This window comes from Pseudomonas jinjuensis, assembly GCF_900103845.1.
Classification (GTDB): domain Bacteria; phylum Pseudomonadota; class Gammaproteobacteria; order Pseudomonadales; family Pseudomonadaceae; genus Pseudomonas; species Pseudomonas jinjuensis.
In genome coordinates this window covers 383,413-404,298 of sequence record NZ_FNIJ01000002.1, presented here as the reverse complement: position 1 = coordinate 404,298, position 20,886 = coordinate 383,413, and the positions used below count along the sequence as shown (strand labels likewise).

The window sequence follows — 20,886 nt, the reverse complement described above, 5'->3', positions numbered from 1 at the left end:
ATCACTGGCGGATCTCCCGTGTGTTCCGGTGCTGGTTCATCCCCGCTGGCGCGGGGAACACGGTTCTCACCTATTGCCCAACTGGGCGACGTTGCGGTTCATCCCCGCTGGCGCGGGGAACACCCTGGAATGGCGTCCTCCGCGGCCTTCTGGACCGGTTCATCCCCGCTGGCGCGGGGAACACTCTTCGCGTAACTACCTGTTTCCAGAAGGAAAAATAGTCCGCTAAAAATCTACCAACTTTTCTTGTTAAAGATCGGATTGCTCAATTGGGTGAAATGCCACCAGACGCAAGCCATCAAACTCCACCGGCAATCGCCGATTCGGGCCCAGAGTCTGAAACTCGTATCCAGACTCGTGATTGCTGGCCCAGGCCATAACCACATTGCCGTTCTCATGGCCTTCACTCAGGTGCTCCCAGATCATTTCCCGGGTACGCCTGGAGACGTCGCCGATGTACACCCCCGCGCGCACTTCCAGCAGCCAGATCGCCATGCGCCCGCGTAGACGCGGCGGAACGTTTTCGGTGACCACTACGACAAAGCTCATCCCTGGTTCCTATGTCCGGCTTCACCGATTCCCTCAGGGTTTGGAATCGCTGGCGGTACGGATTCGGGAGGTGCCTCGGGTGGAGATATGCCACCTGCGGCGAGAACCTCTTCGATAGCAGGGATGATCCGTCCCAGCAATTTGCTGCTGCGGAACAGGTCACGGCAGGCAAGGCGGACTTCGCGCTCCGGCTGCGGCGGGTGTTTGGCGGCAATCCTGAAGGCCAGCGGTACCACTGTCTCGAACTTGAACAGGTCGGCGATATCGTAGACGAACGACAATGGCTTGCCGGTATGAATGAAGCCCACCGCAGGCGCGTAGCCCGCGGCCAGGACTGCCGCTTCGGTGATGCCGTAAAGACACGAAGTAGCGGCCGACAGGCATCGGTTGGGCACATCCGCGGCATCCCACTGCTGGCGGTCGTAGTTTCGCGACCGCCAGTCCACGCCATACTGCCTGGCCAACAACTTGTAGGTTTCACGGACTCGAGCGCCCTCGATACCACGCAGTTGCTCTACGCTACGCCTCGTCGGCGCCGGCTCCTGGAAGCGCAATTCGTACATCTTGCGTACAACGCTCAGCCGCAGGTCATCGTCCAGCGCCAGTTTGGCCTGATACAGCAATCGATCCGCCCGCGCCCCGCCTGGCTGGCCGCTGGCGTACAGACGCACCCCGGATTCGCCGACCCAGACCAGGAGGGTGCCGACCGTCGAGGCCAGGTGCACCGCAGCATGGGAAACCCGGGTGCCCGGCTCCAGCATGATGCAAGCGACCGAGCCGACCGGAATGTGCGTACGAATCCCGGTCTTGTCGATCACTACGAAGGCGCCGTCCTGCACATCGATCTGCCCATACTGGACGAAGACCATCGACACCCGGTCCTTCATCGGTAATGGCTTGAGGGGCGGCAGCATCAGCTCACCCGTTTGACCAGCAACAGGCCACAGCCGAAACCCTTGCCGTGCCCTACCCCCTCAAGCAAGGCCTGTTGCAAGCGCTGCGGATCGACTACCCGGGCAAACCCCTGGTAATCGAGAGATGAATACTCGATGCGCTTGCCCCTGGGATGCAGGCGATGCTGCTGATAGGCACTCTGCAGAACGCTATCGCCCGCCACCTCCAGCCCCCAATTCACCGACCGCTCGAGCAGCCAAGCCAAGCCGGCGGCATCCACCGCCTGCTGGACCTGCACCGGCGAGCCGGCCCTGCGCTTGGCGTCCATCAGCACGTCATGCCGACGCGACGACTTCCCCTCCACCTTCCGGCTGATTGTGGGGTTGGCGCGCAGATCGAAGCGCAGCCATTCGCCCACGGACAGTTGTGGTCGATAGGCTTTGCTCTGGACCTGGAGCAAACCCGAGTCGGTCTGGGGCGGGCGCCGGGAGACGATGAAGTAGACCGGTCGCCCCAGAGCATCGAGATCGCGGCGAAAGATGAAGTCCCGCGGCAAGCCATCACCAGGGAACAGCCGCCAGACCAGCGCATGGTCACGGTAGGCATCGCCATGGCTAGCCAGATTACGCAACAGTTCGCTGTCCCGCGGGCGGACAACGAGTTGAGCCCTGGAAAAATAATGGCTCATGGCTGCTTGCCTCCAGCAAGGAATACCAGTTCGCGGCGTGGTGCGAATTGCCAACGTCGACGCGACACCGGCTGATCATGACGGACGCTGTCGAAGCTCGCGCTCATGCCGGCCTGCATGCCGTCTTCCCAGTAGTAGCGCGTCTGACCGGGGCGCAACGCGTGACGATCCGTCGGGGTCGGCCAGGCCTGCTGCGGGTCATGACCGAGCAGGGCGAGCAGCGAATGCCAAGGTACCTCGTCCAGTACCTGTCGCAGGCTTTCCGCACCTTGCACACGTGGAGCCAGGGGTAGCGCCAGCGGGCAGGATTTACGGCCCAGATACAGGGAAAAATGTGGCTGGCGCAGGGCTTCAGCCAGTTTCTCCAGCGAGTGCGGAGCTTGGTCGAGAGCCTCGACGGCGACCAACGCCAGGCTGTCGCAGCGATATTCCCGGGCGGACAGCAGAGTCCCCACCTTGTCCGCTGCCAGCTCCTGGCGTCGCGAGCGGAAGCGCGTCTTGCGCGGGGGTACGCCGGACTGCACCGTGTGATAGTCGCGCAATGGCGTACCGATACATTCCAGCTTGATGCCGAAACGGTAACCCTGGGCCAATGCCTGCTGAGCCACCTCGTCATCACGCTCGACGCCCAGCGCGGCCGCGAGCAACCCCAGCAGCGCCGACTTCGACGGATGGACCGCCGAATGCCGCGACTCGCCCACCGCGATCTCGCCCCAACTGGCCAGAGGGCCATAGAGGCGTAGCAGCAGATATTCAGTCATGGCTTACTCCGCTGCGACGAAATCGAGCAGTTCGGCGGCACTGCCTTCCCCTTGCAGGACATCGATCTGGTAACGGCTGTCGGTACAGGCGCCATAGACCTTGTCCATGTTGTCACGCACCCGCTTCAGGGCCACCACCGCATCGCTGGCATAGTCATCGCCGCTGACTGGCTTGACGAATGCCAGGGTCAATGCGCGCGGCTGCTGAGGTCCCTTCTCCGCCATGGCGTAGTGTGCGTAGGCACGACTGGCGAAGCTGTTCTGCTTGCCGTTGGGGCCGACTTTCAGTGCGGTCTCGACCAGGGCTCGCAAGGTTTTCCGAGTGAGTTCCTCGTCTCCACCGAGGTTCTTCTTCAGCAGGTCACGGTCGATGCACAGGTATTGGTAGAACACCGCTGCGGCGAAACCGGATTCGCCGATGTGGGCAGCACCCGGATCGCTGAGATTGAGGTCATCCACGGCCGTGAAGTAGTCGTCCTCGATCACCGAAGCATGCACGCCGATGGCATGGGCCACCTGCACCGCCGCATCGCCATTGTGCTCAGTCCTGGAAGCCAGCATGCGGCCGAACATGGCGATATCCACCGCCGTCTGCTCATGCAGCAGCGCGTCCAGCTCTTCATCGCCCGGAGCACGCTTTTCCGCGACCAGGGTCGCCACCAACGCATCCAGGGAGGCTCGCTCCTCAGGGGCGATATGCACCAACTGTTCGATTTCCAACGGGTTGTCCTTCTTCACCGCGCCGTACACCTTGGCGATCTGAGCGGCCCAATCAGTGGCCTGCTTTTCACTCACGCCCGCCACGACCAGGGCATCGAAGGCTTCGCGCCCCAGGCGCTTGGTGCGCGTCCCGATATTACCGGCCAGGTGTTGCTGGAACAGTTCCGAGGTACGCCAGGCGCGCTTCAGGCTTTGCGATGAAACCCGCAAGCGTTCGACACCGCCCAGACGTGCAGTCTTGGGCTGGCCAAGATCATCGCGATTGAGGTTGGCCGGCGGATAGGAAATCAGCAGGTGCAACTGGACGAAACGCGTCATGCGGTCAACTCCTTGTTGGATTCGGGTTCCGCGGCAGCCGCCTGTTCCCGGTTGGTCAGGTAGTAGTCATAGGCCCAGCGAAACTTCACGCCGTCGCTGGCGCGGGCGACGGGCCGTTCTCCTTCGATCAGCCAGGCCAGCAGGTCGTCGGCCAACTGAGCGACATCGGCCTTGCCATCGGCGAGCTGCACGGCACGCCGCCATTGCAGATAGAGGTCGTCCGGATCGCGGACTCGTTGCAGGCGTTTGAAGCGCAGCTCGCTCATCGATGGCCGCCCGTTGCCCGCGCCGTTGCCCAGATGCCAGGCCAGGCTGCGTTTGTCTCGCAGGTCTTCCTTGACTTGTGCCAGCACTCCCCCGATCAGCGCCAGATGGCTATAGGCATTTGCATCAGCCAAACTGCGCCAGGTCTTATGCTCATCCAACTCGATCAGGCGCCGAGCCAGCACATGGTTGGCCGACTCCATCAATAAACCATCGAGATCCGCGCAACGTCGCAGCATGGCTCGCGCACCACGGCCCAATCCGGCGAGCATCGGGGATAATGACGAGGCATCCGACGGGCGTGGCTGCAATGCGCCCCACCAGTCGCGCACCCATTGCCGCTGCGCCTCGTCCAGATAGGAGCTCCTGGCTTTCATGCATGCTCCTTGAGATGAGAGTTGACGATCTTCCACAGCGGCTTCATCGCCTTGCCACCATTGAGCTCCTTGCCCAGCGCCGCGCGCGCCTCGACCATGCGTTTCAGGTTCAGCTCCTCGACGGGGCCTGCCATGGCCCATTCATCGAACAACACCAGAGCCAGGCGACGGGTTTGCAGCAACCAGTGTCGGTGCAATGGGGCAATCGCTGCCTCACGCTCCAGATCGCTGGTAGCCAACTGTTCCAGCAGTTCGTAGAAATCAGCCTCCGAACGCTGCCAGAAACTCTGCCCGATGGCTGGCTCGCTGCCGGCATCGCCGGGGCGTTTGAACCAGGCGGCCTTGACCTGCTTGTGCAGGATGCCGGCGGTTTCGCTGGCGACATCGAGCAAGGCGCTCACCTGCCTGGCGAATGTCTCCTGCAAACCATCCTCGAGCGCATGCACAGGCAACGTACTGTCGTACCAGCAACGGGCTTTCATGTTGTCCATGTCATAGCCAAAGCACCACAGGCGCACCGCCGGATGCTTGATCCTTCGGGTGAAGTGCCGCACGACCCGCGCGGCGTCGGGCTGGTGGTCATCACGCCCCTGGGTCAGCCCCAGCCAGTGGCGATAGGCGATGCCGCCGCGCTGCCCCTTGATCGACAGCGGCGGTTTCTTCCCCTCGGCATCGAGGTTGTAAGGCGTCAACGGGTGCAGCCAGGCGCCGGTATAGTTGGTGCCGCCGTAGCGGGTGCGGTAGTGACGGATCAGCCGCGCATCACGGGCCCCGCAGATGGCGCAATCGCCCTGGTTGGCGGTAGAGGCATCCAGGCGGATACGCCGCGGCATGCTCCAGTAGGCCTGCAAGGAATGCACGGTTTCCGGCGTGGTGTCGCCAGTGCCGCCAGCATCGCTGGTGCGGGTGGGAACCAGCCAGGGCAGGACATCACCCCGCGTCTCCACCTCGGGATAGCCGAGAAAGTCCTTGGGCAGCACGTTGAGCCAGAGCTTCTGCCACAGCGTGGATTGCTGATCGGCCGGCACCAGCAGGGTGGTCAACGGGCCGCCACCCCGTAGCGAGGTACGGGTCCCTCGCCCTCCCGGGGGAGCATTGAGTTGCAGGGTCAGCAATGCCTGGGTGAAGCAGCTCTCGCACAAACCATGATCGGCGGCAGGCTTGTTGAAGAACTGGTTGCTGTCGGAGCCGGCGTCGATCAGCAGGTTGAGCACCGGCAACTGGTTGGCATCCTCGGGCAGTTGCAGATCCTGCATGAAGGCCGGGCCGTCACCCTCCAATACGAAGGCATCGCGATAGGGCGCAAAGGCCCCTTCCAGTTCGGAAGCCGTGGGCGGGTTACGCCAACGCTCGCGCCATTCATTGAGATCCTGCGGGGCATAGGCGGTCTGCAACAGGCCAATCAGGAACTGATAGAGCGCGCCACGGAAGTCAGGGCGCAAGGCCTGGAGCTCCTGCCAGCATTGGCCGCCAACTTCCCCCAGTGCAATACGCGAAACCCCACCGCCCACATCGCGCACGCCGAGCCATTCCGCTGCCAGCAAATCCATCGAGCACTCCTTCAATCAGCTCGCCAGGGGCTCCTGGCTCAACCAAGTGTTGGTGCAACTCTAGTCCTGCGCCAAGGCATGGATGCCCCGATGTCTCAACCAGCAAACTCCCACGGATTGAGCAATCCCACTCCGGTCGGCTCGAAATCCTTCACATTGCGCGTGGCCACGGTCATGCCATGCACCAGCGCCGTCGCCGCGATCAGGGCATCGCGCTCGGCACGAGGATCGGGCACGTGCAGGCGGGCGCAGCGCTGTGCCACTGCGCTATCCACTGGCAGCACCCGCCCAGCGAAACCCGGCAGCACATGACCGTCCAGCCAGGCGCGGAGGATGGCGCCCTGCGCGGGGTCGCGACGCTCGACCAACAGCACGCCGGTTTCCAGCTCAAGCACGCTGATGGCCGAAATGAACAACTGGCCTGGCAACAGGCCACGCGCCCACTTGGTGAGGTTGGCGTCGGCCTTGCCGGCCTTCGCCTTGCGCAGTTCGGACACCACGTTGGTGTCGAGGACAAACATCAGGAAAAGTCCGCAGGACGGGACAGGCTATCGGCCCGCGGGGCCTCGAACTCGATATCCTCGATGCCCGGCATGGCCAGCAGCTCGATGATGCTGCCAGGGCCGGCGGTCAGGCGCTGATACTCCTCGATACTCAACAGGACATGCGCTGGCCGGCCGCGGTCGGTGATGAACACCGGTCCGTGATCAGCTGCCCGCTTGGCACCACTGGTGTCCTGGTTGAACTCGCGGCTGCTCAATATGGTTTGCATCGCCCACCCCGCATGTAGATATGTTTCTACATTTTAAACCGATATCCGCGATTGGCAAGCCATTACCAACACAACCCCTGGGCAGGGTCGTAATGCAGAGTCAATTCCCTTCCCTTCTCGTCCACCACCTTGCCCAGCAGCCTGCCGCCATCGTCGACAATAAGCGGCAGGACGAACGCCGGCTCTTCGAGCAGTCGATAGCGGCCGCGCAAGGCGTGCAGTGCGGCGCAAAAGCGCTGCTGCCAGTCGCTGGACAAGGCCTCAGCCGCGCGCGTATCGATGCGTACCGCCGACTGCTCCCAGGTATTGGCCAAGCCCTCAAGCAATGGAAGCAGCTCGCCGTCCCGCTCCCTGGCCAGGTACAGCGTCAGGCTTTCCTCGCCCAGGCGGGTGGGCACCCGCGAGTCTTCGTACCAGCGGGCACTGCTATCGATGCAATAACCCTTTTCCAGATTGAGCGCGTTGAAATGCGCCTGGCTCTCCTCGGCCAAGCATTTTCCCAACTGCTCTTGAGTGGCCTTTTGCAGTTTTTCAGGGATTTTTTCGGCGTCTTCGCCGTAGACCGCCTCCACCAACTCTCGCACCGCACCTGACTGCCCAATGTCCCCAGGACTGCGAATGCAACCGGCTCGCAGCAACGCCCTGGCACCCAGCCAGAGCTGACCGATATTCGGGTACACGTAGCAGGCTTTTGGAAACAGCGCCGCATACCAATCCGCCGGGGGCTCCTCGTCAACTTCCGGGCACAGCAGGTGCAAGAGCGGAGCTGGCCGCCGTTCGATGCCATCCTCGGCCGGCGAACCATCGGCTAGTCGCGCATGCCGCTGCAAACGGCCAGCGCGCTGGATCAGCAAGTCGATCGGGGCCATATCGCTGACCATGGCATCGAAGTCCAGATCGAGGGATTGCTCCACCACCTGGGTCGCTATCAACACCCGGCCCTGACGCTGTGCAGCACTGGAGTGCTTGCCGAACAACTGCAGGGCGCGCTCCTCGATATCCAGCCGGTGGCCCATGGCGAAGCGGCTATGGAACAGCAGAAGACGTTCGGCCGGCACTAGCTGAGCCAATGCAGTGAACGCCCGGCGGGCGTCGTCAACGGTATTGCGTATCCAGCAGACACAGCGCCCAGCGGCAGCCTGCGCAGCGACCAATGCCAGCACCGACTCCTCGTCATGCAGGGCGCTCACCCGTACCTGGCGCACCAATTGCGGTCGGGTCGCGCAAGCATGGCTGGCAATGCGCTGGCCGACCTGGGTCGCCAGGGGGTAGCTGCGCTCGACCGGCAGGTCGTCGCGCGCCACATCCAGGCCGAAGCGATATGCCCCCAGCAACTCCTCGCGCATCTTCGCCGGCAGGGTGGCGGACAGCAGGATGACACTGCCACCCTGGCGAGCATGAGCGGTCAGCAGCTTTTTCAGCAGCACGGTCATGTAGCTGTCGTAGGCATGCACTTCGTCGACCAGCAGCACCTTGCCGGCCAGTCCCAGCAGGCGCAGTGACTGGTGACGCACCGGCAGCACCGCCAACAGGGCCTGGTCCAGGGTACCGACGCCCACCTCGGCGAGCAGCGCCTTCTTGCGGTTGTCGGCCAGCCAGGCGTTGCATTGTGCCGTGGCCGAGGTGTCGCCTGGATCATAGCTGCGGTCCGCCGGCTGCCCGCCGGCTTCCAGGATGCTCTGGCGAAAGCTGTCCATCAGTTGTCGCGCACCATGGGCGAGAATCAGCGACGGCTGCGATTGCTCGTCGTACAACCGCCGGTAGACCTGCCCCACCCGCTGGTACATCTGGTTGGCGGTGGCCATGCTCGGCAAGGCGAAATACAACCCATGGGCCACGCCCTGCTGCATCAGCCGCTGGGCCAGGATAAGCGCGGCCTCGGTTTTGCCGGCGCCTGTCACGTCTTCCAGCAGGAACAACTGTGGCCCTGCCTCCAGGGCCACGTCGGCGGCATAACGCTGCAGCGGTGTGGGCTGCTGCAGATAGTCGAACAATTGCAATGGCTGCTGCCAGTGGCGAATCGGCTGGGCTTGCAGCCCTGCGCCCTGCACCGCCTGCCGAGCCTGCGGCAAGGCCGTTGACTGCCAGTAGTCCTGCAGGTCCCGGGGTTGCGTCACGTAGGCGAACGACGCCTGGCTGGAACCAAGCCAGTCGGCCAGCACCGCCAATCCGGCTAGGCGCCAGGCATGCTGACGCAGCACTCCGCACTGCCGCCGTCCCGGCTCGGGAATGCCGTCCGGGAGCAGCCAATCCGCCAGGTCCGCCACGAATGCCCGGGCAGCCCGGCAATCCTCTCGCAGGAAGAAATCCGCCACGGGCAAGCCGAACAGGCCGCCACCCTGGTCCTCCTCTGGCGGTTGGCCGTGATGCCCCACTACCGCACGTACCCAGGCTGCCCAGAAGTCATCGTCGGCGACAGGCAACCGGTCATCCGGAAATGCGCCCGCCAGCTCTTCCGCCCAGAGCAGCCAGCCCAGGGTGTCGTGACGGCGGCTATAGGCCTTGCCGGCATCGTTGCGCACCAGTTCAGGCGCCAGTTCCGGCACCAGCCCCTGGAACGCACGGGCGAATTTACCCAGATCGTGCAAGGCCAGGAAGAACACGCACAGCCGTTCGACCATCGGCAATGACCAGTCCAACGCCTGTGCCAGTGGCCGCAACGAAAACTGCGGCAACCCGAGCAAGACCTGTCCGCACGCGGCCACGTCGAGACTGTGGAATGCCAGCAGGTGATAACGAGCCGACACGTCTTGCGCAGGAGATGCCTTGCCCCAATAAGCGAAGTACGCGGGCTGATCGTTGCTCATAAGAGCTCCTCGGATTGTGGGCTACAAACCGACCACCCTCTTCGTCCGGATTCGCCAGCAGGCTGGCTCCTACATCGGGGTGGCGAGAGCTATTCGGTGTCCTGCCCAATCCCGTGATACCGCAGCTTGTTGGCGATCGTCGTATGCGACACGCCGAGGCGCTTGCCGAGCTGGCGGCTGCTCGGGTGTTCGCGGTAGAGGCGTTCCAGCACGGCCTTTTCGAAGCGGCCGACGATGGCGTCGAGACCGCCTTCCAGGGAGAAGTCGCCCAGCGGGTGCGGCGCGCCGTAGTCGGGCAGGCGGATGTGCTCGGGCTTGATGGTGCCGCCTTCGCACAGCGACACGGCCTGGAACAGCACGTTCTCCAGCTGCCGCACGTTGCCCGGCCAGTGGTAGCGGCCGAGGCGGTCGAGGGCCTGGGGGGCGAGTTTCGGCAGCGGGCAGCCGATCAGCCGGCTGGCCTGGTCGAGGAAGTGCTCGACCAGCGGTTCGAGGCCATCCAGGCATTCGCGCAGCGGCGGGATGTGCAGCGACAGTACGTTCAGCCGGTGGTAGAGGTCCTGGCGGAATTCGCCCTTGGCGCACAGCTCGGAGAGGTCCACCTGGGTCGCGCAGATCACCCGCACGTCGAGGTAGACCTCCTCGTCGCTGCCGACCCGACGGAAGCAGCCGTCCTGCAGGAAGCGCAGCAGCTTGGCCTGCAGGCGCGGGCTCATCTCGCCGACGCCGTCGAGGAACAGGGTGCCGCCGGCGGTGAGTTCGAGCAGGCCGAGCTTGCCTTCCGGGCGCGCGCCCTCGAAGGCGCCGGGGCCGTAGCCGAACAGTTCGGTCTCGGCCATGGATTCCGGCAGGCCGGCGCAGTTCAGCGCCATGAACGGCGACTGCCCGCGCGGGCTGGCCATGTGGCAGGCGCGGGCGAGCAGTTCCTTGCCGGTGCCGGTTTCGCCCTCGATCAGCAGCGGCGCGTCCAGCGGCGCCATGCGTCGCGCCTCGCGGACCACCGCGGCCATTACCCGCGAGCTCTGGAAGATGCTGTCGAAGCCGCGCAGCTCCAGGCGCCGCACGTTGTAGATACGCTCGCCGACGCGGTCAGCGCGGTGCAGGGTCAGCACGGCGCCGGCCAGCGCCTCGTTCTCGTCGTTCTCCGACTGCAGCGGGGCGATGTCGGCGAGGAACACGTCGCCCTTCACCTTCACCCGCAGGCCGTTGAGGCGGGCCTTGTTGGCGCGCACCAGTTCCGGCAGGTCGAGGTCTTCCACATAGCGCGACAGCGGGATGCCCGGCACCTCGTCGACGCGCACGCCGAGCAGCTGGGCGGCGGCGCGATTCGCCGCGACTATCTGCCCGGCCATGTCGATGGACAGCACCGGGAAATCCAGCGCGGCGAGCAGCGCGTTGAGTTCCAGGTGGCGGCGTTCGCTGGGCATCAGGCCGACGCGCTTCACGCCGAACACCCCGGGGATCGCCTCCAGCTTCGGCCGCAGCGACTGGAACTGCAGGTTGATCAGGTTCGGGCAGAGCAGGTAGATGGCGTTGCCCTGCTCGCCGCCGACCTCGCCGCGGTTGACGTTGATGCCGTACTCGACCAGCAGGTTGAGGATGTCGCGAAGGATGCCGACACGGTTCTGGCAGTGCACCTTGATGCGCATGGAGGGAGCCCGGAAGCAGTCTGGTAGGGGAATTCCGCCATGACCTATCGCAAGGGATGCGGAAATTTCCGTCAAGATTATGTGACATTTCGAAGCGGCAGCAAGCTTATCGATGTAGGACTTTCGCCAATTCGTAAAGAAATCCTTACGGATCAGACCGCCCGTCCCCCATCCGGCACCCCGGCAGGACACCCCACCGGGGCGCTTCGCGCGCTATTCATAGGTCATCACAACAACAAAGCCTCGGAGCCGGAGGACCCATGAAAGCAACGCAGTACGTGGCCCGCAAACCAGACGAGCACGGTTTCATCCACTACCCGGAAGCCGAGCACGAGGTCTGGAACACCCTGATCACCCGCCAGTTGAAGGTGATCGAGGGCCGCGCCTGTCAGGAATACTTCGACGGCATCGAGCAGCTCGGCCTGCCCCACGACCGCATCCCGCAGCTGGGCGAAGTCAACAAGGTGCTGCAGGCCTCCACCGGCTGGAGCGTCGCCCGGGTGCCGGCGCTGATCCCCTTCCAGACCTTCTTCGAACTGCTGGCCAGCCAGCAATTCCCGGTCGCCACCTTCATCCGCACCCCGGAAGAGCTGGACTACCTGCAGGAGCCGGACATCTTCCACGAGATCTTCGGCCACTGCCCGCTGCTGACCAACCCCTGGTTCGCCGAATTCACCCACACCTACGGCAAGCTCGGCCTCAAGGCGAGCAAGGAAGAGCGCGTCTACCTCGCCCGCCTGTACTGGATGACCATCGAATTCGGCCTGGTGGAAACCTCCCGGGGCAAGCGCATCTACGGCGGCGGCATCCTCTCGTCGCCGAAGGAAACCGTCTACTGCCTGTCCGGCGAGCCCGAGCACCAGCCGTTCGACCCGCTGGAAGCGATGCGCACGCCGTACCGCATCGACATCCTACAGCCGCTGTACTTCGTGCTGCCGGAACTCAAGCGCCTGTTCGACCTGGCCCATGAGGACATCATGGCGATGGTCCACCAGGCCATGCAGATGGGCCTGCACGCGCCGAAGTTTCCGCCGAAGCAGGCGGCCTGACGCCGTACGCCTTTCCGTAGGAGCGGGCCATGCCCGCGACAGGAATCGCAGCGGCGATCTTCGCGGGCATGGCCCGCTCCTACAGCAAACGACGAACTAATCTTCAAGGCGGATTTGCGTGCGCCTTGCCCCACAAGATCGATAAGGAGAACCCCATGACCGCCCTCACCCAAGCCCATTGCGAAGCCTGCCGCGCCGATGCACCGAAGGTTTCCGACGAAGAACTGGCCGAGCTGATCAAGCAGATCCCGGACTGGAACATCGAGGTCCGCGACGGCCACATGGAGCTGGAAAAGGTCTTCCTGTTCAAGAACTTCAAACATGCCCTGGCGTTCACCAACGCGGTCGGCGAGATCGCCGAGGCGGAAGGCCACCACCCCGGCCTGCTGACCGAGTGGGGCAAGGTCACCGTCACCTGGTGGAGCCACTCGATCAAGGGCCTGCACCGCAACGACTTCATCATGGCCGCCCGCACCGACGAGGTGGCGAAAACCGCCGAGGGCCGCAAATGAACCATTTCGCCCAGGTCACCCGGATTCCGGGCGACCCCATCCTCGGCCTGATCGATGCGTTCCGCGCCGATCCGAATCCGGCCAAGCTGGACCTCGGCGTCGGCGTCTACAAGGACGCCCAGGGCCTGACGCCGATCCCGCGCGCGGTGAAGCTCGCCGAAAAACACCTGGTGGAGCACGAGACCACCAAGAGCTACGTCGGCGGCCACGGCGACGCGCTGTTCGCCGCGCGCCTGTGCGAGCTGGTGCTGGGCAGCGACTCGCGGCTGCTCGCCAGCCAGCGCGCCGACGCCACCCAGACGCCCGGCGGCACCGGCGCCCTGCGCCTGGCGGCGGACTTCATCGCCCGCTGCCTGCCCGGCCGCGGCGTGTGGCTGAGCGATCCGACCTGGCCGATCCACGAAACCATCTTCGCCGCCGCCGGCGTGCGCATCGGCTACTACCCCTATGTCGGCGCCGACAATCATCTCGACGTCGAGGGCATGCTCGCCGCGCTGGAGCACGTGCCCCATGGCGACGTGGTGCTGCTGCACGCCTGCTGCCACAACCCGACCGGCTTCGACCTGGCCTACAACGACTGGCAGCGGGTGCTGGACGTGGTCAAGCGGCGCGAGCTGCTGCCGCTGATCGACTTCGCCTACCAGGGCTTCGGCGACGGCCTGGAGGAGGACGCGCGCGCCGTGCGCCTGTTCGCCGACAGCCTGCCGGAACTGCTGATCACCAGCTCCTGCTCGAAGAACTTCGGGCTGTATCGCGACCGCGTCGGTGCGCTGATCGTCTGCGCCGCCAACGCCGGCCAGCTCACCGACGTGCGCAGCCAGCTCGCCTACCTGGCGCGCAACCTCTGGTCCACCCCGCCGGCCCACGGCGCAGAAGTGGTCGCCACCATCCTCTGCAACCCCGAGCTGAAGGCCATCTGGCTGGAGGAAGTGGACGCCATGCGCGAACGCATCGCCAGCCTGCGCCTGGGCCTGGTCGAGGCGCTGCGCCCGCATGGACTGGCCGAGCGCTTCGCCCACGTCGCCATCCAGCGCGGCATGTTCTCCTACACCGGCCTGACGCCGGAGCAGGTGCGCCGCCTGCGCGAGGAGCACAGCGTGTACATGGTCGGCAGCGGCCGGGCGAACGTCGCCGGGCTGGATGCGCGGCATCTGGAAGCGCTGGCGGCGGCGATCGCCAGCGTCTGCTGATCCACCGCTCCCGTCGCCACCCGGCGGGAGCGCCAGGCGTAGGGTGGATGGCGCTCTTCCATCCACCATTGCGGGGCCGCCTGCGCGGCCGTGGTGGATCGATGGAGCGTGATCCACCCTACGTACTGATCCCCTCTCCCGTCGCCACGCGGCGGGAGCGCCCTACTAGAAGTCCACCTTCCCCCGCCCCGCCTTTATCGCCCCGCGCTTGCTCTTGCCTTCCAGGCGGCGCGTCTTCGAGCCGAGCGTCGGCTTGGTCGGCCGGCGCGTCTTCTGCACCTTGCCCACGCTGCGGATCAGTTCCGCCAGGCGGTTCAGCGCGTCCTCGCGGTTCTGCTCCTGGGTGCGGTACTGCTGCGCCTTGATGACGATCACGCCGTCGCCGGTGATGCGCTGGTCGCGCAGCGCCAGCAGGCGTTCCTTGTAGAACTCCGGCAACGACGAGGCGCGGATGTCGAAGCGCAGGTGCAGCGCGCTGGAGACCTTGTTGACGTTCTGCCCGCCGGCGCCCTGGGCGCGGATGGCGGTCAGCTCGATCTCGCTGTCGGGAATCTGCACGGAATTGGAAATGATGAGCATGGCGGCGCTTCGCGGAATGTTCGTCACAGGATAACGCGACGACCGGCGCAAACCAGCAACCATCGCATCCGCAACGACGATCCTGACTTTGAGATCAATTTTGTACACGAAATTGTGTACATTTTCTTATTGCAACGTATCCAACAAAACGCTAGAACATCGCCAGTCCCAAACGCCCACAGAGGCGGCGCGGCCCCATAACAAAAACAACATGAGGTGCATCGATGTTCAGTCCGGTTTCACCTGCTTCAACCCGCCATCGTTCGATCAATCGCGGAATGGTTCTGAGCGCCATCCTCGCGGCCGGCTTCCAGGCCGATGCCGCCATCGCCGAGGACGGCAAGTTCTTCGAGTGGACCAGCAACACCATCGGTTTCCGCTACGGCGAACACTTCACCAATCCGAACAATCCGGACGACATCAGCAAGCGCATCTACAGCTTCAGCCATGCCGACGGCTACCGCTACGGCAGCAATTTCTTCAACGTCGACGTATTCCTCTCCGACAGCAACGACCCGCGCAAGGGCACCGACCACGGCGGCAGCGAGGTCTACGCGGTCTATCGCCACCAGCTGTACGCCTCGCGGGTGTTCGACCTGCCGCTGGGCACCGGGCTGGTGAAGGACCACGCGCTGACCTTCGGCTTCGACGCCAGCCGCAACAACAACCTGGCCTCGGCGAAGAAGCGCGCCCTGGTGATCGGCCCGACCATGAAGTTCAACGGCGCCGCCGTGCTCGACCTGAGCGTCCTCTACTACCGCGAGAAGAACCATTCCGGCATCCCCGGCGCGAAGCATCCGGACCACACCTTCGACGGCACCTACATGTTCAACCTGACCTGGCTGAAGCCGTTCCAGGTCGGCGACCACGCGGCGAAGTTCCAGGGCTTCGTCAACCACGTCGGCGAGAAGGGCGAGGACTACTTCGACAAGGACACGGCGCCGGAGACGCTGATGCGCACGTCGCTGATGTTCGCCACCTTCCCCGGCGCGAAGACCAAACCCAATCTATGGCTGGGCGTGGGCTACGAGTACTGGCACAACAAGTTCGGCGTGGATGGCGGCACAGGGAGCCGTACCTCGACGCCGACGGTGAATGTGGAGTTCACCTTCTGAGGTTCGAAACGCGAAGGCGCGGGAGGAACCCGTAGGAGCCAGCTTGCTGGCGATCCGGCTTTCCTTCAGCGCCGGTGTAGCCGGATAGTGCTTTTTGTAGGAGTGGGCCATGCCCACGACCGACCGCGATGTCGCGGGCATGGCCCGCTCCTACAGGATCGGCATGAGCGTCCTCCTCACCGCTCCCTGCAAACCACTCCATTCACCGGCTCGCCGCCCATCCATTCCTTGTACAGCGTCGCCTCCGCTCCCTTGCTCCACCATATGTACTGCGCGGCGGCGTAGCGCGCGCCGGAGCCGGAGATGACGTTGGCGAACACCAGGGTCGAGCTGTCGCTGACCGGCACCACGGCCAGGCGGTTGTCGCCCTTGTTGAGGTACTGGACGGTGATGTCGCGGCCGTCCTCGCACTTGTATTCGACGTTGCGCGAATCGAGTTCGGCGTCGCCGGGCAGGACCAGCGCGTCCGCCGCCGCGGACTTCGGCTCCTCGCCGCCACAGGCGACCAGGAACACGGGAACGGCAGCCAGCAGCCAGAGTGCTTTTTTCATGGATATCCCTCTGAAATGAAATCGGCCCGGTCACTCTAGGAATGACCGGGCCGACGGGTCAACGCTGGAAACTCAGTCCGCCAGCGCCACCGCCTGGCGCGCCGGCAGCGGGCGCTTCAGGCGGTAGCAGGCGAACATCACCAGCAGCCACACCGGGATGGCGTAGACCGACACCTGGATGCCTGGGGTCAGCAGCATCACGCCGAGGATGAACAGCACGAAGCCCAGGCACAGGTAGTTGCCCGCCGGGTACCACAGGGCGCGGAAGCCGGTGCGCACGCCGCGGCGGTCCATCTGGCCGCGGAATTTCAGGTGCGCCAGGCTGATCATCGCCCAGTTGATCACCAGCGCCGCCACCACCAGGGACATCAGCAGTTCCAGCGCGCGGGCCGGCATCAGGTAGTTGACCAGCACGGCGAGGAAGGTCACCGCCGCGGAAACCAGCAGCGAACGCACCGGCACGCCACGGGCATCGACCTTGGCCAGCGCCTTCGGCGCATCGCCCTGCTCGGCCAGGCCTACCAGCATGCGGCCGTTGCAGTAGGTGCCGCTGTTGTAGACCGACAGCGCGGCGGTGAGCACCACGAAGTTGAGGACGTGGGCGGCGGTGTCGCTGCCGATCATCGAGAAGATCTGCACGAACGGGCTGCCGCTGTAGGAGTCGCCGGAGGCGTTGAGGGTCTGCAGCAGGCTGTCCCACGGGGTCAGCGAGAGCAGCACCACCAGCGCGCCGATGTAGAAGATCAGGATGCGGTAGATGACCTGGTTGATCGCCTTGGGGATCACGGTCTTCGGCTGGTCGGCCTCGGCGGCGGTGAAGCCGAGCATTTCCAGGCCGCCGAAGGAGAACATGATGATCGCCATGGCCATCACCAGGCCGCTGATGCCGTTGGGGAAGAAGCCGCCGTGGCTCCACAGGTTGCTCACCGTGGCCTGCTCGCCGCCGTTGCCGCTGACCAGCAGCCAGCTGCCAAGGGCGATCATGCCGACGATGGCGACGACCTTGATGATGGCGAACCAGAATTCGGTCTCGCCGAAGGCCTTCACGTTGAACAGGTTGATCGCGTTGACCACCACGAAGAATGCTGCCGCGGTCGCCCAGGTCGGTACGTCCGGCCACCAGTAGTGGATGTACTTGCCGACCGCGGTCAGTTCCGACATGCCCACCAGGATGTACAGCACCCAGCAGTTCCAGCCGGAGAGGAAGCCGGCGAAGCCGCCCCAGTACTTGTGCGCGAAGTGGCTGAAGGAACCGGCCACCGGCTCCTCGACGATCATCTCGCCGAGCTGGCGCATGATCAGAAAGGCGATGAAGCCGGCGATGGCGTAGCCGAGGATCATCGACGGCCCGGCCGACTTGATCACCCCGGCGGAGCCGAGGAACAGGCCGGTGCCGATGGCGCCGCCGAGGGCGATCAGCTGGATATGGCGATTCTTCAGGCCGCGCTGGAGCTGGCCTGCGTGCTGGGTGTCACACGTCATTAACGTCACCTTTTGTTTTTGTCTGTGACGGAGCTGGAACCCCGGCGCTTGTGGCTCCGGGGGATACAAGGCGTATCAGGCGGGGATCACTGCGCGTCCGGCTGCACCTCCGGGGCGGCCTGCTGGAAGGCTTCCAGCTCCTGGCAGCGCGCTTCCATGGCGAGGATGCGCGGGTAGCCGGAGAGGTCGCAGCCGAAGCGGCGGGCGTTGTAGAGCTGGGGAATCAGGCAGGCTTCCAGGTAGCCCGGGCGCTCGCCGAGGGACAGCGGGCCGCGCAGGTCGGCCAGGCCCGCCTCGATGCTGCGCAGGCCGGTATCGATCCAGTGGCGGATCCAGGCGCTCTTCGCCTCGTCGGCGACGCCCAGGGTGCCGCTGAGGTACTGCAGCACGCGCAGGTTGTTCAGCGGATGGATGTCGCAGGCGAGGTGCAGCGCCAGCGCCCGCACCTTCGCCCGCTGCAGCGGCTCGCGCGGCAGCAGGGCCGGTTGCGGGTGGGTTTCCTCGAGGTATTCGAGGATCGCCAGCGACTGGGCGATGCGCGCCTCGCCGTCCACCAGCAGCGGCACCAGCTCCTGCGGGTTCAGTGCGCGGTAGTCGGCGGCGTGCTGCTGGCCGCCGTCCTTCAGCAGATGCACCGGCACCTGGCGGTACGCCAGGCCCTTCAGGTTGAGCGCGATGCGCACCCGGTAGGCGGCGCTGGAGCGCCAGTAGGAGTACAGGGTCGGCATGGGGGCTTCTCGCAGGCCCTCTCCCTCGCGGGAGAGGGCGGCTGGCTTCAGTGCTCGTCGGCGATCACGCCGCGACGGATCTGGTCTTCCTCGATGGATTCGAACAGGGCCTTGAAGTTGCCCTCGCCGAAGCCCTGGTTGCCCTTGCGCTGGATGATCTCGAAGAAGATCGGGCCGATCACCGTGTTGGTGAAGATCTGCAGCAGGATGCCGTCGTCGCCCGGCGCGCCGTCGATCAGGATGTTCAGGTCGCGCAGCTGGTCGAGCGGTTCGCCGTGGCCCGGCACGCGGGTATCGACCTTCTCGTAGTAGGTGTCCGGGGTGTGCATGAAGTCCACGCCGTTGGCGCGCAGCTGGCGCACGGTGGCATAGATGTCGTCGGTCGCCAGGGCGATGTGCTGGATACCTTCGCCGTGGTATTCGCGGATGAATTCCTCGATCTGCGACTTGTCGTCCGCCGACTCGTTGATCGGGATGCGGATCTTGCCGCAGGGCGCGGTCATGGCGCGGGAGAACAGGCCGGTGAGCTTGCCCTCGATGTCGAAGTAGCGAATCTCGCGGAAGTTGGCGATGCGCTCGTAGAAGCCGGACCACACGTCCATCTGGCCGCGCTTGACGTTGTGGGTCAGGTGATCGATGGCCAGCAGGCCGACGGCATTGTCGTTGGGGCTGCGGCCTTCGATGAACTCGAAGTCGACGTCATAGATGCTGTGCGAGCCGTAGCGGTCGACGAGGTACAGCAGCGAACCGCCGATGCCTTCGACGCAGGGGATGTTCAGCTCGCCGAAGTTGGCGTGGCTGCCGACCAGCGTGGCGCCCTGGGACTCGACGTAGGCGGCGGCCTGGGCGGCATTCTTCACCCGGAAGGCCATGGCGCAGGCGCTCGGGCCGTGCTTCTTGGCGAACTCGTGGACGTGGCCGGTGGGGCTGCCGTTGAGCACGATGTTGATGTCGTTCTGCTGGAACAGCCAGACTTCCTTGGAACGGTGCTTGGCCGTCTCGGTGAAGCCCATGGCGGTGAACAGCTGGCGCAGTTGCTCGATGCCGGTGGCGTCCGGCGCTGTGAATTCGACGAACTCGAAACCGTCGGTACCGATGGGATTGTGTTGCTCGATCTTGGCCACGGCGTTCATCCGGCCTCCTCATTGTTGTTGTGGAACTGGCGTCGCAAGGCGGCCGCCAGGCTGGATTGGATGCCTTCATCTCAACCGCCGCGGGGCTTTCGGGCAAGACGCGGCGAGGCGCTCTGGGATGCGCTCCGGCGTTCGCGGCGTCAAGAAATCCTTACAGCCGCGAAAGCCCCGTGCCGGGGGCCTGACAGGCGTAACGAAATCCTTACAAGGCGGTGCGACAAGCTGCCACGGGAGATGAAGTACTCACTCCGAAACAACCACATCGCACGCTCCGGCAGGAGCCAGCTTGCTGGCGATCCGAAATCTCATCCGGGTTACTACGTTGCCGGCAGGCACAGTTGATCGCCAGCAAGCTGGCTCCTACAGTTCTCACCCCACTTCCGTCCCCGTGATCGCCCATGGCCCGCGCCGCGCCACCCGACCTGAACAACAGCACCACGCCCCTGCGCGGCGTGGCGCGCAACTATCCGCGCGGCCTGTACATCGAGCCGCACGAGCACGACTGGGGCCAGGTGCTCTACGCCATGTCCGGGCTGATGTGGCTGGAAACGCCGGAGGAGGCCCTGCTGGTGCCGCCGCACCGCGCGGTGTGGCTGCCGCCGGGGGTGCCGCACGGGATTCGCGTGGTGTCGGAGCTGCAGATGCGCAACATCTACCTGCGCCCGTCCCTGGCGCAGTCGCTGGAGGCGCAGGTGCAGGTGGTCGAGGTCGGCGCGCTGCTGCGCGAGCTGATCCTCAGGCTGGTGGAGCAGGAGCAGAGCCCGGACGCCGAGTACTACCGCGCGCTGTCCGACCTCGCCGTGCTGGAACTGCGCCGCGCCCGCCGCAGCCTGCCGCGGGTGCCGCTGCCGGATGCGTCCGACCGGCGCCTGCTGAATCTGTGCCACGCGGTGATGGCGGCGCCGTCGCAGGAAATCCCCTTCGAACAGCACGCCGCCGACGCCGGCGCCAGCGTGCGCACCCTCGCCCGCCTGTTCCAGCGCAGCCTCGGCATGGGCTTCGCCGCCTGGCGCCGCCAGGTGCAGCTGGCCACGGCGGTGGCGGCGCTGACCGAAGGCACGCCGGTGAGCGCCATCGCCCATTCGCTGGGGTACCAGCCGGGGAGTTTCAGCGAGATGTTCAGGCGCGAGCTGGGGGTGGCGCCTTCGGCATTCCTGGAGTCGGGCGCTCCGTAGGGTGAAAAACGCGAAGCGTTTTC

General features: G+C 65.0%; 22 protein-coding genes and 1 CRISPR repeat array (1 of these 23 only partly in view). Of the genes, 6 read left to right on the top strand and 16 right to left on the bottom strand.

The window, feature by feature from the left end; translation table 11 throughout:
* Positions 1–184: a CRISPR direct-repeat array (repeat unit 28 nt; unit sequence GGTTCATCCCCGCTGGCGCGGGGAACAC) (it extends 150 nt beyond the left edge of the window).
* Between the two features lie 65 nt (positions 185–249).
* The 11 genes from cas2e to BLR75_RS04260 all read right to left on the bottom strand — a co-directional run bounded on the left by cas2e (position 250) and on the right by BLR75_RS04260 (position 11,349).
* The gene (gene cas2e, locus BLR75_RS04310; protein WP_084315223.1) at positions 250–549 is read right to left on the bottom strand and encodes a type I-E CRISPR-associated endoribonuclease Cas2e; all 300 of its coding nucleotides are present in this window, start codon (positions 547–549) and stop codon (positions 250–252) included.
* Positions 546–1,463, bottom strand: coding sequence for a type I-E CRISPR-associated endonuclease Cas1e (gene cas1e / locus BLR75_RS04305; RefSeq protein WP_174688588.1), 918 nt, complete (start codon positions 1,461–1,463; stop codon positions 546–548). The genes cas2e and cas1e overlap by 4 nt, the downstream gene beginning before the upstream one ends.
* Positions 1,463–2,131 carry a type I-E CRISPR-associated protein Cas6/Cse3/CasE gene (gene cas6e, locus BLR75_RS04300; RefSeq protein WP_084315219.1) on the bottom strand — a complete coding sequence of 223 codons (669 nt, stop codon included), beginning with the start codon at positions 2,129–2,131 and terminating at the stop codon, positions 1,463–1,465. The genes cas1e and cas6e overlap by 1 nt, the downstream gene beginning before the upstream one ends.
* Entirely contained in the window at positions 2,128–2,892 is a 765-nt protein-coding gene (gene cas5e, locus BLR75_RS04295) for a type I-E CRISPR-associated protein Cas5/CasD (RefSeq protein WP_084315217.1), read from the bottom strand. The genes cas6e and cas5e overlap by 4 nt, the downstream gene beginning before the upstream one ends.
* A 3-nt stretch (positions 2,893–2,895) precedes the next feature.
* Positions 2,896–3,930, bottom strand: coding sequence for a type I-E CRISPR-associated protein Cas7/Cse4/CasC (gene cas7e / locus BLR75_RS04290; protein WP_084315215.1), 1,035 nt, complete (start codon positions 3,928–3,930; stop codon positions 2,896–2,898).
* The gene (gene casB, locus BLR75_RS04285) at positions 3,927–4,571 is read right to left on the bottom strand and encodes a type I-E CRISPR-associated protein Cse2/CasB (protein WP_084315213.1); all 645 of its coding nucleotides are present in this window, start codon (positions 4,569–4,571) and stop codon (positions 3,927–3,929) included. The genes cas7e and casB overlap by 4 nt, the downstream gene beginning before the upstream one ends.
* Complete coding sequence (gene casA / locus BLR75_RS04280; RefSeq protein ID WP_084315211.1) at positions 4,568–6,121, bottom strand: type I-E CRISPR-associated protein Cse1/CasA; 1,554 nt, start codon at positions 6,119–6,121, stop codon at positions 4,568–4,570. The genes casB and casA overlap by 4 nt, the downstream gene beginning before the upstream one ends.
* A gap of 95 nt (positions 6,122–6,216) precedes the next feature.
* Positions 6,217–6,642, bottom strand: coding sequence for a type II toxin-antitoxin system VapC family toxin (locus BLR75_RS04275; protein ID WP_084315209.1), 426 nt, complete (start codon positions 6,640–6,642; stop codon positions 6,217–6,219).
* Positions 6,642–6,893 carry a type II toxin-antitoxin system Phd/YefM family antitoxin gene (locus tag BLR75_RS04270; protein WP_084315207.1) on the bottom strand — a complete coding sequence of 84 codons (252 nt, stop codon included), beginning with the start codon at positions 6,891–6,893 and terminating at the stop codon, positions 6,642–6,644. Before BLR75_RS04270 ends, BLR75_RS04275 begins: the two co-directional genes overlap by 1 nt.
* Positions 6,894–6,955: 62 nt before the next feature.
* Positions 6,956–9,700, bottom strand: a complete 2,745-nt coding sequence (locus tag BLR75_RS04265) for a CRISPR-associated helicase/endonuclease Cas3 (RefSeq protein ID WP_084315206.1) — start codon at positions 9,698–9,700, stop codon at positions 6,956–6,958.
* A gap of 89 nt (positions 9,701–9,789) precedes the next feature.
* On the bottom strand, positions 9,790–11,349 hold the full coding sequence (locus BLR75_RS04260; protein ID WP_090415991.1) for a sigma-54-dependent transcriptional regulator: 1,560 nt from the start codon (positions 11,347–11,349) through the stop codon (positions 9,790–9,792).
* A 39-nt stretch (positions 11,350–11,388) separates the two neighbouring features.
* Between BLR75_RS04260 and BLR75_RS26295 the strand changes: the two genes are divergently transcribed.
* The 4 genes from BLR75_RS26295 to BLR75_RS04245 all read left to right on the top strand — a co-directional run bounded on the left by BLR75_RS26295 (position 11,389) and on the right by BLR75_RS04245 (position 14,100).
* Positions 11,389–11,613 carry a hypothetical protein gene (locus BLR75_RS26295; RefSeq protein WP_139206989.1) on the top strand — a complete coding sequence of 75 codons (225 nt, stop codon included), beginning with the start codon at positions 11,389–11,391 and terminating at the stop codon, positions 11,611–11,613.
* Positions 11,610–12,398: a phenylalanine 4-monooxygenase gene (phhA, locus tag BLR75_RS04255; protein ID WP_084310135.1), complete on the top strand. Its 789-nt coding sequence runs from the start codon at positions 11,610–11,612 to the stop codon at positions 12,396–12,398. Before BLR75_RS26295 ends, phhA begins: the two co-directional genes overlap by 4 nt.
* Positions 12,399–12,553: 155 nt before the next feature.
* Positions 12,554–12,910, top strand: a complete 357-nt coding sequence (locus BLR75_RS04250; RefSeq protein WP_084310133.1) for a 4a-hydroxytetrahydrobiopterin dehydratase — start codon at positions 12,554–12,556, stop codon at positions 12,908–12,910.
* Positions 12,907–14,100, top strand: a complete 1,194-nt coding sequence (locus tag BLR75_RS04245) for an amino acid aminotransferase (RefSeq protein WP_084310132.1) — start codon at positions 12,907–12,909, stop codon at positions 14,098–14,100. Before BLR75_RS04250 ends, BLR75_RS04245 begins: the two co-directional genes overlap by 4 nt.
* 165 nt (positions 14,101–14,265) lie before the next feature.
* On the opposite strand, the gene arfB is transcribed toward BLR75_RS04245, so the two are convergent.
* Entirely contained in the window at positions 14,266–14,679 is a 414-nt protein-coding gene (gene arfB / locus BLR75_RS04240) for an alternative ribosome rescue aminoacyl-tRNA hydrolase ArfB (protein WP_084310130.1), read from the bottom strand.
* Positions 14,680–14,957: 278 nt separating this feature from the next.
* On the opposite strand from arfB, the gene BLR75_RS04235 reads away from it, so the two are divergent.
* The gene (locus tag BLR75_RS04235; RefSeq protein WP_090415990.1) at positions 14,958–15,794 is read left to right on the top strand and encodes a nucleoside-binding protein; all 837 of its coding nucleotides are present in this window, start codon (positions 14,958–14,960) and stop codon (positions 15,792–15,794) included.
* Between the two features lie 176 nt (positions 15,795–15,970).
* Here BLR75_RS04235 and BLR75_RS04230 read toward each other — a convergent pair whose 3' ends face one another.
* From BLR75_RS04230 to hppD, 4 genes are all read right to left on the bottom strand, one after another.
* Complete coding sequence (locus BLR75_RS04230) at positions 15,971–16,345, bottom strand: MliC family protein (RefSeq protein ID WP_084310128.1); 375 nt, start codon at positions 16,343–16,345, stop codon at positions 15,971–15,973.
* Between the two features lie 72 nt (positions 16,346–16,417).
* Complete coding sequence (locus BLR75_RS04225) at positions 16,418–17,827, bottom strand: amino acid permease (RefSeq protein WP_084310126.1); 1,410 nt, start codon at positions 17,825–17,827, stop codon at positions 16,418–16,420.
* A gap of 86 nt (positions 17,828–17,913) precedes the next feature.
* Positions 17,914–18,555: a maleylacetoacetate isomerase gene (maiA, locus tag BLR75_RS04220; RefSeq protein ID WP_084310124.1), complete on the bottom strand. Its 642-nt coding sequence runs from the start codon at positions 18,553–18,555 to the stop codon at positions 17,914–17,916.
* Positions 18,556–18,602: 47 nt separating this feature from the next.
* Positions 18,603–19,688, bottom strand: coding sequence for a 4-hydroxyphenylpyruvate dioxygenase (gene hppD, locus BLR75_RS04215; RefSeq protein ID WP_084310122.1), 1,086 nt, complete (start codon positions 19,686–19,688; stop codon positions 18,603–18,605).
* A gap of 398 nt (positions 19,689–20,086) precedes the next feature.
* Here hppD and BLR75_RS04210 point away from each other — a divergent pair, with 398 nt between their 5' ends.
* Complete coding sequence (locus BLR75_RS04210) at positions 20,087–20,863, top strand: AraC family transcriptional regulator (protein WP_084310121.1); 777 nt, start codon at positions 20,087–20,089, stop codon at positions 20,861–20,863.
* Positions 20,864–20,886: the final 23 nt, after the last annotated feature.